Consider the following 14,819-nt stretch of genomic DNA (forward strand, 5'->3'; position numbering starts at 1 on the left):
GTGGCCTGGGTGGCGCTCTTGCCACTCAGGCCGCCTTGCCCCTGGCCTGGATGCTGGGGCCTCTTTTTTGGTGTTGGCGGCATCCCTGGCTGGCGTTCGCGCCGGCATCGACAAGCGCCTGCACCGCGGTGCCATCGCCATGCTCGGGCTCTTTATCGGCAACCGCATCGATCTGGGTGAGCTGTCACAGCTGCTCGCCTGGTACCCCAGCGTGCTGGCCATGCTCGGCTACATGGGGCTGATGCTCTTGGGTGGCCGCTGGCTCTTCGGCCTGAGCGGCATGAGCCGGCTGAGCGCGCTCTTCTGTGCCTTCCCGGGCAGCATGAACGGCGCGGTCATCCTTGCCGAGCGACTCGGTGCCGATGTTCGCTGGATCGCCATCACCCATGCCATGCGCCTGGTGATGGTGGTCGCCTCTGCGGCCCTGCTGGCGAACCATCTCGCCGGCGGAGTGGTGCTGGGGGAGGGCAACGGCCTGCGCTGGGGGATCTCTACCTGCTGTTGCTTGCTCCGGCCTGCGCCTGGCTGGGGCGACTGCTGCGATTGCCGATCCCCGAGTTCCTGGGGCCCATTGCCGTGGGAGCGGCCATGGCGAGCCTCGGCCTCGGGCTGGCGCTGCCCGACCTGCTGTTGATCCTGACCTTCCTGGTCCTGGGCAGCTCGGTGGGCTCGCGCTTCTCGGGCACTTCCTGGACGCGGCTGCTCCAGGTGGGGCGCTACGGGCTGCTGTTCGGGGCCTATGCGGTGGGGATGGCCGTGATCACCGCCTGGCTGGTGTCACGTGTCACGGCCTTGCCCTTCGCGGCGGTGCTGCTGGCGCTGCTGCCCGGCGGCGTCGGCGAGATGGCGGTGATCGCCGTGGCGCTGGAGATCGACCCGGTCTATGTGGTCTCTCACCATGTGCTGCGCCTGCTGCTGCTGATCCTGCTCACGCCCCCGCTGATCGCCCTGGCGCGCCGCCGTCGCGCCGCGAGGGAAAGGCCACGCTGACGGTCAGCCCCTCGCCCGGGGGGCTCGCGAAGTCGAGGCGGGCGCCATGGGCGCGGGCCACCTCGTCGACGATGGCCAGGCCCAGGCCACTGCCTGGGGTCGCCGGGCTGGCGCGATAGAAACGCTCCGCCAAGCGCGATAGGTCGTCGGCGGCCACGCCCACGCCGTCGTCGGAAACGCTAAGCGCCGGTGCCCCCTCCTGTGAGTAGACGCGCACACGGATGGTGCCGCGGTAGGGCGCCTCGCCGCCGGCGTGCTGGCTGGCATTCTCGATCAGGTTCTGAACCAGCCAGCGCAGCCGAACCGGGTCGCCGAGCACTTCGCCCGTCTGCTGCTCGATGAACTCCAGCTCCTGGCCGCGCTGATAGATCCGCGCGGTCGCCTCGGCGCAGGCCTCCCGACACACCTCGCCAAGAACCATAGGTTCCAGGGCCTGGGTGTCCACCAGCTCGTGGCGGGTCTTGGCCAGGATCAGCAGCTGCTCCACCGTGTAGCCGGCGTCCTCGGCGATACGTCCGATCTCCTCCAGGGGGCGGCGCAGCGCCGGGTCCTGGCAGCGACGGGCGGTGACTTCGGCCAGGGCACGAATCTCCGAGACCGGGGTGCGCAGCTGATGGGAGACATCGGCATTGAACTGCTGGGTGTTGCGAATGCTCTGGCGCATGCGTGCCATCAGGCCGTTGATGCTGGCCACCAGGGTGGTGACCTCCCGGGGAACTCGGGCCTCGATGGGATCCAGGTCATGGGGGAGCGCCGGCGCAGGGCGCGGCTGATGGCGCGCAGCGGCGCCAGGCCCAGGTGGATCGCCAGCAGGGCGATGGTCACGGCGAGCAGGCCGCCCATGGCGGTGAGCGCCGAGAGGGTCAGCAGGAAATCCTTGATCAGGCTCGCCCGGGCCTCGGTGGACTCGGCCACGATCACCTCGATCTGGCCACTCCGGGTGGCACGCACCACCGGGAAGCTGGTGGCCACGGCGCGCAGCTCGTTGCCGGCGTAGCGGGTATCATAGAAGATCGGCGTGCTGGCATTGGTCGGGGAGGCTCCAGGCCCTCGAAGCCGGCCAGCATGTTCCCTGCGTCATCGCGGATGCGGTAGAAGATCTTGCCCTCCCCGCGGCTGCCCAGGGTACTGATGCTGAAGTAGTGCATGTTGATGCGCAGTTCGCCATCCACCGAGTGGATTCGCCGCTCCAGCCGCTCGGCGGCATTGAGCAGCATATCGTCGAAGGTCTCGTTGATCTGGCGGGAGAGCACCACCTGACTCGCCACCAGGGTCAGGATGCCCACCAGGGTGAAGGGCAGACCGATCCACAGCAGCAGGCGGACGCGAATCGAGGTCATGGCTGTGGGGCTCCGGCATCGAGAAGATAGCCGAGGCCGCGAACGGTGCGCAGCTGGGCGGCATTGCCGATCTTTTTGCGTAGTCGAGAGATATAGGTCTCCACGGCGCTGTGAGTTATCGCATCGTCCAGGTCGGAGAGCCGGTCGATGATCTGTGCCTTGCTGACCAGGCGCCCCTGGTTGATCAACAGGTACTCCAGCACCTCCCGCTCGCGGCGATGCAGCGCCACTGCCTCGCCGTTGACTAGCACGGTGGGGCTATCCGGGGCAGCTCTAAACCACCGCACTGCAGGCTTTTTTCACCGAACTGCTTGGCGCGTCGTACCAGGGCCTTGGCCCGGGCCACCACCTCCACCAGGGAGAAGGGCTTGCCCAGGTAGTCGTCGGCGCCTTCCTCCAGGCCCAGCACCCGCTGGTCGAGGTCGTCTCGTGCCGAGATGATCAGCACCGGCGTTTTGTCCTGGCGGGCGCGCAGTCGGCGCAGCACATGGATCCCATCCAGGTTGGGCAGCCCCAGGTCGAGCAGGATCAGATCGAAGGAGAGGTGGCGCAGCCACTGCTCGGCGGCCTGGCCATCGTCGCAGGTCTCCACCTGGAAACCCGCCTCGGTGAGGAAGGTGGCGATGGAGGAGGCCAGGTTGGGATTGTCTTCGACTACCAGCGCTTTCATGGTGCACCCCGTAACTCTGGCCCTATGGTGCCATATTTTCATCCCCGGTATCGGCTGCCGATCCGCTCGCATGCCGCGTTAGGGCAAGCGGGTTTGGGGGGGGTTAGCCACCTGCATCGCTGGATAGGGTGGGGCCTCCTCATAGCGGCTCGTGAAAGACCGGGCGGCGGTAGGCCTGGCCAGCAGGAAGCCCTGCATGCTGTCGCAGCCAGCGGCGGCGAGGTAGTTGAACTGCTCCCAGGTTTCCACACCCTCGGCGAGTACGCTCATGTCCAGCCGGTGCCCCAGATCGATGATGCTGCGGATGATCGCTTCATCCTTGGGGTTGCGGCCGATGTCCTTGACGAAGCAGCGATCGATCTTGATGCGGTCCAGCGGCATCTTCTTGAGTCGATTGAACGATGAGTAGCCGGTGCCGAAGTCGTCCAGGGCCAGGCGATAGCCGGCGCGTCGCAGGGCCTTGAGCTGCTGGAAGGCGAAGTCCGGGTCGAGATGCAGCAGGGTCTCGGTGATCTCCAACTCCAGACGATGCCGAGACACGCCGGCAGCGTCCACCAGGCGGTTCAGGCAGTCGACGAAATCCGACTGCAGCAGCTGCAGGGGAGAGATATTCACGGCCACACAGGGAACGGGCTGGGCTGCCGCGTCCCAGGCGGCGATCTGTCGGCAGGTCATCTCGATCACCTGCCAGCCGATCGGCACAATCAGCTGGGTCTCTTCGGCGAGCGGGATGAACGCTCCGGGAGAGACCATGCCGCGTTGCGGATGCTCCCAGCGCAACAGGGCCTCGACCCCGTCCAGCGTCTTGTCCTTCAGGGAGTACTGGGCCTGAAAATGCAGCAGCAACTGATGGGTGCCGACGGCCAGGCGCAGGTCCTGTTCCAGGGAAAAGTGCTGCTGGGTGGCGTCCGTCTGGCTGTGCTGGTAGCGCAGCACCCGGTTCTTTCCCAGGGCCTTGGCGCCGTGCAGCGCGGTGTCGGCGTTACGCAGCAGCGTCTGGTGCTCGACGCCATGCAGAGGGCAGAGGGCCAGCCCCACGCTGGCGGTGATCTGCAGGTGCAGGCCATCCACGCGGATGGCCTTGCGGGTCTCGGCCAGCAGGCGCTCGGCGGTCGCTTCGGGCACCGTGTCTGGCGTCAGCTGCTGCAGCAGCACGAATTCATCTCCGCCCAGGCGATAGAGCTCGCACCCGGCTGGGAGGGTGGCCTGCCAGCGCCGGGTCAGCTCGATCAGCAGCTGGTCGCCGGTGGTGTGGCCCAGGCTGTCATTGATCAGCTTGAAGCGGTCCAGGTCCATGAACAGCAGCGCGAAGGGCGGCGGGTCGGGCCGCTCCAGCAGCGCTGTCATCTGCTGCTCGAGCCGCAGCCGATTGGGCAGCTCGGTCAAGGGATCGTGCTCGGCCTGGAAGCGCAGCGAGCGTGTCTGTTCCGCAACGCGGCTGGCCAGGCTGTCCTCACGGCTGTACATGCCGAGGATGACGCTGGAGGCCAGGGCCCCAACCAGCACCAGCAGCAGCTGGAACTCCAGCGAGCTGTTCTGGGAGCTAGCGGCGCGATAGGCGTGGCCGCCGCTTATCTCTACCTGCCAGGGCTGCTGGGCAAAATCGAAGGCGAAGCTGCCGCGATAGAACTCGGTGGCGTCACCGCTGTTCGACGACGGATACCGATAGAAGACCTCATCGTCATCCCTGAGAGTCAGGGTGACATGCTCCAGTTCGCTCTGGGCGATGGCCGCCTTGACCATGCGCTGGATGGTGAAGACCCCGGCCATGAAGCCGACCAACTGCTTGTCGCGGCTGAGCAGATCGCCATCCTCGGCGTCGGGGTTGAGGTAGACCGGCTGCAGGATCAGGGCGCCTGGCTCGTCGGGGGCCTGGGTAAGGTTGAGGATCTCGGTGCCCACCGGTCGGCCGGTTTCCTGGGCCTTGAGGACCCAGCGGCGTCGGTCGGGCTCGGAGAGCAGGTTGAAGCCCAGCGCCGCGATATTCTCGGTGAACGGTTCCACGTACTGGACCACGACCAGTGGATCATCGGGCTCGGGCGATTCGCCGTAGACCTCGAACGCCGGCCAGTCCAGCAGCGCCTGGGTGTGTGCCTCGAACGCCTCTCGCTCCTCGGCGGCGACGATCAGGTCCCAGGAGTAGGCGAGCACCGCCGGATTGTCGGTGAAAATATCGTCTGTGACGTCGCGGAAGGCCTCGGGTGTCATGCCCTGCTGCTGGGTGAATTCGCGCTCGAGGCGGCTAAGATCGGCCAGGTTCTGCTGATAGAGGCGATTGACGTTGGCCTGCAGGATTTCCACATCCCGCTGGAAGCCGCTGGCCAGCTGGCGCTCGAGATGAAAGAGATATGCCTGGTTGGTGATCAGAATGGCGCCAAGCCCGCCGGCCAGCAGCATCACCAGGCGCCTATGCAGGTTCGGATTGCGGCGCTGGTGGGCCGGCGTCAGCAGGGCCAGGCACAGCGGTGTCATCAGGATGATGCCGAAGCTGTCGCCCAGCCACCAGGTCAGCCAGTCGTGGGCCAGACTCATGCCGCCTGCCGGCTGGGTCAGCCCCCACAGGCTGGTGACGCCGATGCTGGCGCTGATCAGGCTGCTGCCAAAGCCCACCAGGAAAATGAAGCGTGCGAGTTTAAGCTCGCCACCGATCGAGATCGGCTCGCCGAGGCGCTTCAGCAGGTAGGTGCCCACTGCCGCCTGCAGGGTCACGCCGATGGCAATCAGCAGGGCCGACTGCCAGAGCGCCGGGGTCAGGGCGAAGCTCCACTGCGTGGGCATGCCCAGGTTGAAGATCAGGCTGCCCAGGCCCGCCCCCGGCAGGATGCGGTAGCCGAAGTGCCGCCCCGCCGCCAGGGCGACCCCGGCGGGGAGCCAGAACGGAATGATCTGGGTATGCAGTCCGGAGTGACTGACGACGATGCCCACCAGCAGATAGACGAGCGCAAGCCCGGGTATCAGGCACCACAGTGACGGTCGAGAGTGCAACGCTATCCTCCAGGCATCCATTCCACTTTCATGCCCATTAAGGCACAGTTACTTGCAGTAATACAGATAGATGGTTTGATCGGTGGATCATCGCGGGGATTGCATTCGTCGGCGAGAGTGACAGGGCAGCACCCAGCGGATTCCCGGTGCTGGACGGCATTGGAGAGCGAATCGAGGACCTGGAAAGCGAGACCCTCGATTATCCCGGCAGTACCGCTCTGGAGCAGCTACACGGCCTGAAGCGTGAGTTGGTCCTGCTACACCGTCTTCTGTGGTCGACTCGAAAAGCGCGGCGTTTCTATACGCATCCGGGCGGTCAATGCAACAAGGGCCATCGGCTTGCTTGCCTGATCACCATGTCTACATTACGTGACGTCAGAACGACAAACTCAAGAGACGTAGTTCACCCATCGCCTGATGGCAATGGAGAAGAGCCAGGGAACCACACCATGAATCATGTCTATCGTACCCTTTTCAACCACTCCACCGGTACCTGGCAAGCAGTGGCGGAAACTGCTCGTTCTTGTGGTAAGGGCGGTTGCCCCCGGGTATCGGGGGCGCGCCCATCATCGAGCATGGCTGCACCTCGCAGTATGCGTGAGCCTGCTTGGGGTGTGGGGGTGTTGGCCGGATCGGCGCTTGCCTTGATGCTTGGCCTGGCCTCCAGTATGTCCGCCCATGCGGCCGTGTTTACCGTGAACAATACCAATGACTCCGGCGCGGGGTCGCTAAGACAGGCCATCGCCGATGCCGCCGCCGATGGTGCCGGCCCTCATACGATAGAGTTTGGCCCCGGTGTTTCCGGCGATATCGTTCTGGGGTCTGAATTGCCTGCTCTTGATTTCGATGTGGCAATTAATGGTTCCGGCTCTAGCGGCGTGACCATCAGCGGTGATGGCCAGCATCGGGTCTTTCGCGTTGGCAATGGCAGCGACGCCGTCGATGTGACACTGCGTGGCCTGACCATCCGGGACGGCGCGTCGACCGGCGGTGATGGTGCCTCGGGCAATGGCGGCGGCGGCGGCGGCGCCGGTCTGGGTGGTGGGGTCTTTGTCGAGAGCGAGGCCAATCTGGTGCTGGATTCGGTTGACCTCGCCGATAACGAGGCCAGGGGTGGGAGCGGAGGCGGTGCCAATAATGGCTACTCCGGCGGCGGTGGTGGTGGACTTGATGGCGGCGGTGGTGGCGCGGGCGGCAGTGATGGCGGCACCGCGACCGGCGGTGATGGCAGCGATGGCGGCTTCGGTGGCGGCGGTGGCGGCGGCGGCTTTGGCGTTTCTGGTGGCGGCAGCGGCGGCAGCGGCGGCTTTGGCGGCGGCGATGGCGGCTTTGGCGGCGCCGCCGGCGTCAACCCTCCACGGGGCGGCAATGGCGGGTCGGGATTTGGCGGGGCGATCTTCGTCCGCGACGGCGGTTCAATCCGCGTCATCGATGGCGGCTCTGCCGGCAACAGCACCGTCGCGGGCTCGGGCGGCAGCGGGGGCGGTTCCACCGGCGATGCGGCGGGTGACAGCTTTTTCCTGATGGGTATGGATCTGATCTATGAGGTGACGGCCGGCCAGACGGCGACCATCGCCGATACGGTTGCCGGTACGCCCGGGTCTGGGCTCATCAAGGAGGGCGGCGGCACGTTGGCGCTGTCGGGCGACAACAGCTATGACGGCGGCACGGTGCTGAACGCCGGAACGATCGCGCTCAGTCACGACGCCGCGCTTGGCACCGGTGCACTGACCGCCAATGGTGGGACACTCGCCTATGGTGATGGGCTGGACATCGGCAATGCCATCACGCTTGATGGCGCTCTGAACCTGTCGGTGGCTGATGGCGACAGCGCGACCCAGTCGGGGTAATCTCGGGCAGCGGCATGATCGGGTTTGATGGCCCGGGGACCGTGTCGCTGACGGCCTACAACACCTTCACCGGCGGCACGATACTGAACGCGGGGACGCTTGCGCTCGGTCACGACAATGCGCTGGGCATCGGCGTGCTGCACGCCAATGGCGGGACACTCGCCTATGGCGACGGGCTGGCTATCGCCAATGCCATCGCACTCAACGATGACCTGACCCTGTCGCTGGCCGATGGCGACAGCGCGACCCAATCCGGCGCGATCTTCGAAGACGGCAGCATCACACTGGAGGGCGACGGCACGCTGGCGCTGTTAGGCGATAGTGGCTTTACCGGCGGCACGGTGCTGAATTCCGGGACACTTGCGCTCGGTCACAACAACGCGCTCGGCACCGGCGCCGTAACGGTCAATGGCGGCGCGCTCAGCTATGGCGACGGGCTGGATATCGCCAATACCATCGCGCTCAACGACGATTTGACCTTGAACGTGGTGGATGGCGACAGCGCCACCCAATCCGGCGCGATCTCGGGCAGCGGGGGTGTCATACTGGACGGCAACGGCACATTGACCCTGACAGGCAACAACACCTTCACCGGCGGCACGGCGCTGAACGCCGGGACGCTTGTGCTGGGTCACGACGATGCGCTCGGCACCGGCACGCTGACCATCAATGGTGGGACACTGGCCTATGACAATGGGCTGGATATCGGCCATACCATGACGCTCAACGATGAACTCATACTGTCGGTGGCCGACGGCGACAGCGTGACCCAGTCGGGGTAATCGCGGGCAGCGGCGGCATCACGCTGGATGGCGACGGCACGTTATCGTTGTCGAACGACAACACCTATGCTGGCGGCACCACATTGCACTGGGGCACGCTGAATATCTCGAATGATGCCAATCTTGGTCATGCCAATGGCACCCTGACGTTCAATGGCGGCACATTGGCAACCATGGCAGATATTGACAGCAGCCGGGTGATCATCTTGAACGACAATGGCCGGTTCGACGTCGTCGATGCCACCGTTCTCCGGCTTGATGGCGGCATATCCGGTTCTGGCAACCTGGTGATGACGGGAGAGGGTACGCTGGAGCTGACCGGCAACAATGATTATGGGAATACCCTTGTCCAGTCCGGCACGCTGGTCGGCAATGTGCATTCGATTTCCGGCAACATCGCCAATGACGGTACGGTGGTTTTCGACCAGGCAAACGACGCGGACGATGCCCATTATGACGGCATCCTCTCGGGAAATGGCGCCTTCAGCTTTGCTGGCCGCGGCGCGGTGCTGCTCACTGGTGACAGTTCGAGCTTTGGGGGCGCGACCACGGTCTCGGGCGGCACATTGCTTGTCGGCGACGCGGACGGGAACGGTGCGCTGGGTGGCTCGCTGATCATTGAAAACGGCGCCATCCTCGGTGGCTCCGGTACCGTGGGTACCACCACCATCCAATCGGGCGGTACGCTCTCGCCGGGTAACTCCATCGGTACGCTGACGGTAGACGGCGACTGGACACTGGCAACGGGCGGCACCCTGTTGGTGGAAATGAGCGATGGCGGCACCATCGCTGGCGTCAACAATGATCTGGTGCAGGTCAGCGGCAATGCCCTGATCGAAGCTGGAGCCATCGTGCACCTGACGCCTGAAGACGGCAGCGGCACCAACTTCGCGGATAACGCCCAATACACCTTTATCGATGCCAGCAGCCTGACGATCGAAGATGAGCAGGCGCTGAATAACGACCTGCAGAATGATTTCGCATTCCTGAACTTTACGTTTGCGCAGGACGGTGATGCCTTGGCCGTCACAAGCACCCTAGCCACCGAGGAACCCGAGCCCGAGCCTCAACCGGAGCCCGAACCGGAGCCCGAACCCGAGCCTCAACCGGAGCCTCAACCGGAGCCGGAGCCCGAACCCGAGCCTCAACCGGAGCCCGAACCTGAACCTCAACCGGAGCCCGAACCTGAGCCGGAGCCCGCGCCCATCGACAGCTTTGCGCTGCCAGGGATGACGGCCAATCAGATCGCCACCGCCGATGCGGCCTTTACCCTGGCGGCGGGGCACGAGGTCTACGACCATGTATTGAACATGAGTGAGGCACAGGCCATCGCAGCGATGGGTCAACTCTCCGGCGAACTGCACGCCACACTGCCCGGTGTACTGATCAGCGACAGCCGCCTGGCCCGCGATGCCACCCATGATCGCATGCGCCGGGGCGGTCGCAAGCAGGCACTGATGGACCAGCAGGCTGAGCACAACGGCATCACCTACTGGACCCGTGCGCTAGGCGTGTGGGGCGAGCAGGATGGCGACGGCAACGCCGCCGGTGCCAAGCGCAATGTCGCCGGGGTATTCGTCGGCTTGGATACCGACCTGAGCGCCAACCTCCGCGGCGGGCTGATGACCGGCATGACCCGCAGCGATATCAGTGCCCAGGACGGCCGCGGCAATGCCGATGTCGACAGCTTCCATCTCGGCGCCTACGCCAGCACACCGCTGAGCGTCCATGGCAGCGGCCAGCGTGTCGAGCTACGCGGTGGTGCCTTCTACACCCACCACGAGATCGACAGCAGCCGTCACGTCAGCCTCGGCAATAGCAGCCAGCGCCTGGAAGACGACTACCGTGCCCATACCCTTCACGGCTACGCCGAGATCGCCGCTCCCATCGAAGTGGGCGCCATGAGTGTGGAACCCTTCGCGCAGGTCGCCCAGATCCACCAGCGGGCCGCCGGCGTGAATGAAGACGGTGGCAGCGCCGTGCTCAATAGCCGCAGCGAAAGCTACAACACAACCGTCACCACACTGGGCGTGCGCCCGGAAGCCAGCTTCGACGCCGGCGACTCCCAGGTCAGCGTCTACGGCAGCATCGGCTGGCAACACGCCCTGAGCGACACCACCTTCGAACGTGAACAGCGCTTCGACAGCGGCGACACCTTCACCATCAGTGGAACCCCCATGGCCGAAGACAGCGCCGTGGCGGAAGCCGGCGTGCAGGTGGACATCAGCGACAACGCCGCTATCAGCGTCGGCTACGGTGGCCAATTCGGCGACGGCGCCGAAGACCACAGCGCCCGCGCCAGCTTTGAATGGAGGTTTTAATCGCTGTTCTAACAGTGGGTAGGAAACCCCGGGGAGGCCTCACGGCCTTCTCCGATTGTTCTGGGTCTCCCTGCAGTGCTCGGCATGGATCAGGTCTAGCCGCATGGCGGGGTAGGCCTCCAGTTCCAGCCCTTCGGCGTCGATCAGCTGCTGCGGCAGCTGAATGCTGCGTAGCTCCTTGAGCAGGCTCGAGTTGAAGGTGATCTCGTTGGCCCGGTTGACGATGTCCCGGGAGCTGTCGGGCAGTGTACGTACGGCGCACCAGAGGATTGACCTGGACCACCACCAGGTCGCGACAGCCCTGATCGTCGACCAGCGGGTAGAGCGCCGGATTGCCGCTGTAGGAGATGGCGTCATTCGACTGCAGGAAAAAACAGTGGTTCGCCTTTGACCTGAAACTCGGTGATGGCTTGCTGGCCGGCTTCGGAGCGCAGCCAGGCGTGCCACCGGGCCGCCAGGTCATGCTTGAGATGCGGGTGGCGCTCGGCGTCGATAACGACGCTGCCGTACGGGTTGAATAGCGCTTCATCGCCCTCGAATAGCAGCACCAGGTTCTGGCGATTGGCGAAGGCGGCCCAGGTGGCGCGGTCGCTCAACACGTAGGCGTCCATGGCGGCGGCGGTATTGAGCGTTGGCCCCATGCCGCTGCCGAGCTGTCGGTACCAGGGGCCACTGGGCTCCATGCCGCCGGCCTGCCAGAGTCGCCGCTCGGCGCGATGGGTGCCGCTGTCGTCGCCTCGGGAGGCGAAGGGGGCCTCGGCTGACGCGATGCGCGCCAGCGCCTCGGCCGCCGTGTCGGCGTCGGCGATGGCAGCAGGATCCTCGGCGGGGCCGAGCAACACGAAATCGTTATACATGATGTCGGCACGCTCGCTGCCGTAACCCTCGGAGATGAACTGCGCCTCGCCTGCGGTATCGTGGACCAGCAGGGCGTCGGCATCGCCGCGCCGGGCGATCTCGAAGGCCTGGCCGGTACCCACGGCCACGACACGCACTTCGATGCCGGTGGCCGCATGAAATCGTGGCAGCAGATGCGCGAAGAGCCCCGAATTTTCGGTGGAGGTGGTGGAGGCGAGGGTGATATGGCCGACGTCTGCCGCGGTGGCGTAGAGCGATAGCCCCATCAGGCCGGCAGCGGCCAGGCGGACGCTCGTCTTGTGCATGACGCTGTGCTCCTCCGTCGAGTGGGCCGAGCTACCAGACCAGGTCGCCGTTCAGGAAAGTGCGGGCGGTCGGGGAGGTCGGCGCATTGAAAAAGCGCTCCACGCCGCTGTGCTCGATGAGGCGCCCCTCGTGGAGCAGGATGATCTCATCCGCCAGGCGTTTGGCCTGGTTGAGATCGTGGGTGGTCATCAGGATGCGGGTACCGCGTGCATGAAAGTCGAGCACCGCTTTCTCGACGGCGCGCATCGAGGCCGGGTCCAGCGCCGAGGTGGGTTCGTCGAGAAAGAGCACTTCGGGCTCGAGCAACCAGGCGCGGGCCAGGGTCAGGCGCTGCTGCTCGCCCCCGGAGAGCACCCGCGCCGGGCGCTGCGCCAGGTGCTCCAGGCCAAAGTGAGCCAGGGCCTCGCCGGCCAGCGCCCGGCGCTTTCGCTGTGGCGTGCCGGTCACGGCCAGGGCATAGGTGAGGTTGTCCAGCGCCGAGCGCCTCAGCAACACCGGGCGCTGGAAGACCATGGCTTGGCGAGGCGCTGGCCCCTGCCAGCGCACGCGTCCAGCGCTGGGGGCAATCAGACCGTGGGCAAGACGCAGCAGCAGGCTCTTGCCGGCACCGTTGGGGCCCATCACCAGGCTGCGGCGACAGCCGCTCAGGTGCAGATCGAAGGGGTGCAAGAGCGGCTGGCCGCGGTGGCGGAGACTCACGCCTTCAATGAGGAGCGGGCTGATCATCCCAGTCGCCTCCTGGCGGTTTCGCCCAGCACGTAGGCCGCGCCATTGATCAGGGTCACCAGCACCAGCAGCACCAGGCCGAGACCCAGCGCCAGGGCCAGATTGCCCTTGCCGGTCTCGAGCACGATGGCGGTGGTCATCACCCGCGTCACGCCCTCGATATTGCCGCCTACCATCATCACCGCGCCGACCTCGGCACTGGCGCGGCCAAAGCCGGCCAACACCACTGTCAGCAGACCGAAGCGGGCGTCCCACAGCAGGGTGGGAATCATGCGCGGCCGGGAGACGCCGAGGGAGTGGAGCTGCTCGCGGTACTCGGCGTGCAGCTCCTCGATCTGCTGGCGGGTCAGGGCGGCGATGATCGGGAGGATCAGCATTGCCTGAGCGATCACCATGGCGGTGGGCGTGAACAGCAGGCCGAGCTGGCCCAGTGGGCCGGCGCGGGAGAGCAGCAGGTAAACGGCCAGTCCCGCCACCACCGGCGGCAGCCCCATCAGGGAGTTGAGCACCACCACCACTGCTCCGCGCCCAGGAAATCGCCAAAGCGCCAGGGCGGCACCCAGCGGCAGGGCCAGCGCCGCGGCGAGTAGTACGGCACTGAGCGAGACTCGCAGCGACAGGCTGACGATCTCCCGCAGCGCCGGGTCGAGGTTCACGACGAGCTGGAGAGCAGTGGCAAAGGCGTTGTCGGGCATGTGGCTCTCGGCGGCTTTGGCGCAGCGTCCACGCTGCCATCCTGGGTCAGACAAGGTTAACTGTGCTATTCGCGAAACGATAGCGATGTGCCACTATGTCCACTGGTTTGGCATGCGAGCCTCGAGGCTGACAGCTTTGCTGATACAGGGGGCCCAACCATGACGCGACTGTTTCGCAAGCACTATCACCCCGCCGGCACGGCCCCGGGAACGCTGCGTGAGCTGTCATTCGCGCAGCAGGCACAGCGGACGCCGGCGCGGTTCTTCCTTGCGCGTCGTGATCGCGGGTGCTGGGGGGCCGTGCTTGAGATAACGGCCGATCTGACCCCGCTGGCCGACCCCGATGGGCCGCTGCACTGGCTGCATGTGCAGGGCATGCCGACCGCGGATGAGCTGTCACGGCTCGGTGAGCGACTGGGACTGCATCCACTGGTGCAGGAGGATATCCTCAACGGTGGGCAGCGTCCCAAGCTCGAGCGCTTCGATGACGGCCTGGTGGTCATCCTCGGAGTTCCGGCAGAGCGCGAGGACGGTCAGCTGATGCTGCATCAGCTGGTGCTGTTCCTGGGGGCCAATCTCGTGGTCAGCGTCATGGCCGAAGACCATGATCCCTTTGGCGTGGTTCGACGCCGTCTTCAGGAGCGCGGCGGTCGCGCGCTGGGCACACCCGATGAGCTGCTCTATAGCCTGCTGGACGCTGCCGTGGACCATGCTTTCCCGGTGCTGGACGGCATCGGAGAGCGCATCGAGGACCTGGAAAGCGAGATCCTCGATCATCCCGGCAGTACCGCTCTGGAGCGGCTACATGGCCTGAAGCGCGAGTTGATCCTGCTACGCCGTCATCTGTGGCCGACTCGAGAAGTGATCAATCAACTGCTACGCGATCATGATGATCTCTTCACGCGCGACACCCGGTTGGGGATGCGCGATGTCTACGACCACACGGTTCAGGTCATGGACCTGGTGGAAAGCTACCGGGACATGACCGCCAGCCTGCTCGATATCTATCTCTCCAGCATGAGCCACCGGCTCAATGAGAGCATGCGCACTTTGACGTTGGTCGCTACGATATTCTTGCCCCTGACCTTTATCGCTGGGGTCTACGGTATGAACTTCGCTCATCCGGAGAGCCCCTTTGCCATGCCGGAGCTTCACTGGTACTGGGGCTACCCCATGGTGTGGGGGCTGATGATCCTGGTCACCTTCGCGATGGTGTGGTGGTTTCGGCGCCGGCACTGGTTGTAGAACATTTCCCTCCCGGCCCGGCGGTGCCCGCCGGGCCGGGAGGGGTGTCTC

The 14,819-nt window shown here is 65.4% G+C and carries 14 protein-coding genes and 1 pseudogene; 6 read left to right on the forward strand and 9 right to left on the reverse strand.

Annotated features, from left to right (window positions below; translation table 11 throughout):
• The first annotated feature begins 70 nt into the window (after positions 1–70).
• Positions 71–634: an AbrB family transcriptional regulator gene (locus ACSJDS_RS10550; RefSeq protein WP_473033239.1), complete on the forward strand. Its 564-nt coding sequence runs from the start codon at positions 71–73 to the stop codon at positions 632–634.
• The gene (locus tag ACSJDS_RS10555; protein WP_473033240.1) at positions 544–990 is read left to right on the forward strand and encodes an AbrB family transcriptional regulator; all 447 of its coding nucleotides are present in this window, start codon (positions 544–546) and stop codon (positions 988–990) included. Before ACSJDS_RS10550 ends, ACSJDS_RS10555 begins: the two co-directional genes overlap by 91 nt.
• On the opposite strand, the gene ACSJDS_RS10560 is transcribed toward ACSJDS_RS10555, so the two are convergent.
• The 5 genes and pseudogenes from ACSJDS_RS10560 to ACSJDS_RS10580 form a co-directional block, all read right to left on the reverse strand.
• Entirely contained in the window at positions 929–1,684 is a 756-nt protein-coding gene (locus tag ACSJDS_RS10560; protein ID WP_473033241.1) for a sensor histidine kinase, read from the reverse strand. The two genes, ACSJDS_RS10555 and ACSJDS_RS10560, sit on opposite strands and share 62 nt — an antisense overlap.
• Positions 1,663–2,330, reverse strand: a pseudogene (locus tag ACSJDS_RS10565) (sensor histidine kinase N-terminal domain-containing protein). Before ACSJDS_RS10565 ends, ACSJDS_RS10560 begins: the two are co-directional and overlap by 22 nt.
• The gene (locus tag ACSJDS_RS10570) at positions 2,327–2,581 is read right to left on the reverse strand and encodes a winged helix-turn-helix domain-containing protein (protein WP_473033242.1); all 255 of its coding nucleotides are present in this window, start codon (positions 2,579–2,581) and stop codon (positions 2,327–2,329) included. The pseudogene ACSJDS_RS10565 and the gene ACSJDS_RS10570 overlap by 4 nt, the downstream one beginning before the upstream one ends.
• On the reverse strand, positions 2,575–3,000 hold the full coding sequence (locus ACSJDS_RS10575; RefSeq protein ID WP_473033243.1) for a response regulator transcription factor: 426 nt from the start codon (positions 2,998–3,000) through the stop codon (positions 2,575–2,577). The genes ACSJDS_RS10570 and ACSJDS_RS10575 overlap by 7 nt, the downstream gene beginning before the upstream one ends.
• 78 nt (positions 3,001–3,078) lie before the next feature.
• Positions 3,079–5,985: a bifunctional diguanylate cyclase/phosphodiesterase gene (locus ACSJDS_RS10580; RefSeq protein WP_473033244.1), complete on the reverse strand. Its 2,907-nt coding sequence runs from the start codon at positions 5,983–5,985 to the stop codon at positions 3,079–3,081.
• 449 nt (positions 5,986–6,434) lie between these two features.
• On the opposite strand from ACSJDS_RS10580, the gene ACSJDS_RS10585 reads away from it, so the two are divergent.
• Genes ACSJDS_RS10585 through ACSJDS_RS10595 form a run of 3 tightly spaced genes read left to right on the forward strand, consistent with a single transcriptional unit; the run spans position 6,435 to position 10,938 of the window.
• Positions 6,435–7,835, forward strand: coding sequence for an ESPR domain-containing protein (locus ACSJDS_RS10585; RefSeq protein WP_473033246.1), 1,401 nt, complete (start codon positions 6,435–6,437; stop codon positions 7,833–7,835).
• 14 nt (positions 7,836–7,849) lie between these two features.
• Positions 7,850–8,617, forward strand: a complete 768-nt coding sequence (locus ACSJDS_RS10590; RefSeq protein ID WP_473033248.1) for an autotransporter-associated beta strand repeat-containing protein — start codon at positions 7,850–7,852, stop codon at positions 8,615–8,617.
• A 23-nt stretch (positions 8,618–8,640) separates the two neighbouring features.
• Positions 8,641–10,938, forward strand: coding sequence for an autotransporter outer membrane beta-barrel domain-containing protein (locus ACSJDS_RS10595; protein WP_473035018.1), 2,298 nt, complete (start codon positions 8,641–8,643; stop codon positions 10,936–10,938).
• A gap of 39 nt (positions 10,939–10,977) precedes the next feature.
• Here ACSJDS_RS10595 and ACSJDS_RS10600 read toward each other — a convergent pair whose 3' ends face one another.
• From ACSJDS_RS10600 to ACSJDS_RS10615, 4 genes are read right to left on the reverse strand one after another with little or no spacing between them, the layout of a single operon-like run.
• A complete protein-coding gene (locus ACSJDS_RS10600; RefSeq protein ID WP_473033249.1) occupies positions 10,978–11,295 on the reverse strand; it encodes a hypothetical protein in 318 nt (105 codons plus the stop codon).
• Complete coding sequence (locus tag ACSJDS_RS10605) at positions 11,292–12,101, reverse strand: ABC transporter substrate-binding protein (protein WP_473033250.1); 810 nt, start codon at positions 12,099–12,101, stop codon at positions 11,292–11,294. The genes ACSJDS_RS10600 and ACSJDS_RS10605 overlap by 4 nt, the downstream gene beginning before the upstream one ends.
• Before the next feature lie 31 nt (positions 12,102–12,132).
• Positions 12,133–12,828, reverse strand: a complete 696-nt coding sequence (locus tag ACSJDS_RS10610) for an ABC transporter ATP-binding protein (protein ID WP_473033252.1) — start codon at positions 12,826–12,828, stop codon at positions 12,133–12,135.
• Positions 12,825–13,523, reverse strand: a complete 699-nt coding sequence (locus ACSJDS_RS10615) for an ABC transporter permease (RefSeq protein ID WP_473033253.1) — start codon at positions 13,521–13,523, stop codon at positions 12,825–12,827. Before ACSJDS_RS10615 ends, ACSJDS_RS10610 begins: the two co-directional genes overlap by 4 nt.
• 159 nt (positions 13,524–13,682) lie before the next feature.
• Between ACSJDS_RS10615 and corA the strand changes: the two genes are divergently transcribed.
• Positions 13,683–14,768 carry a magnesium/cobalt transporter CorA gene (gene corA, locus ACSJDS_RS10620; RefSeq protein ID WP_473033254.1) on the forward strand — a complete coding sequence of 362 codons (1,086 nt, stop codon included), beginning with the start codon at positions 13,683–13,685 and terminating at the stop codon, positions 14,766–14,768.
• The last annotated feature ends 51 nt before the right edge of the window (positions 14,769–14,819 follow it).

Source organism: Halomonas sp. SL18_1, assembly GCF_055755715.1.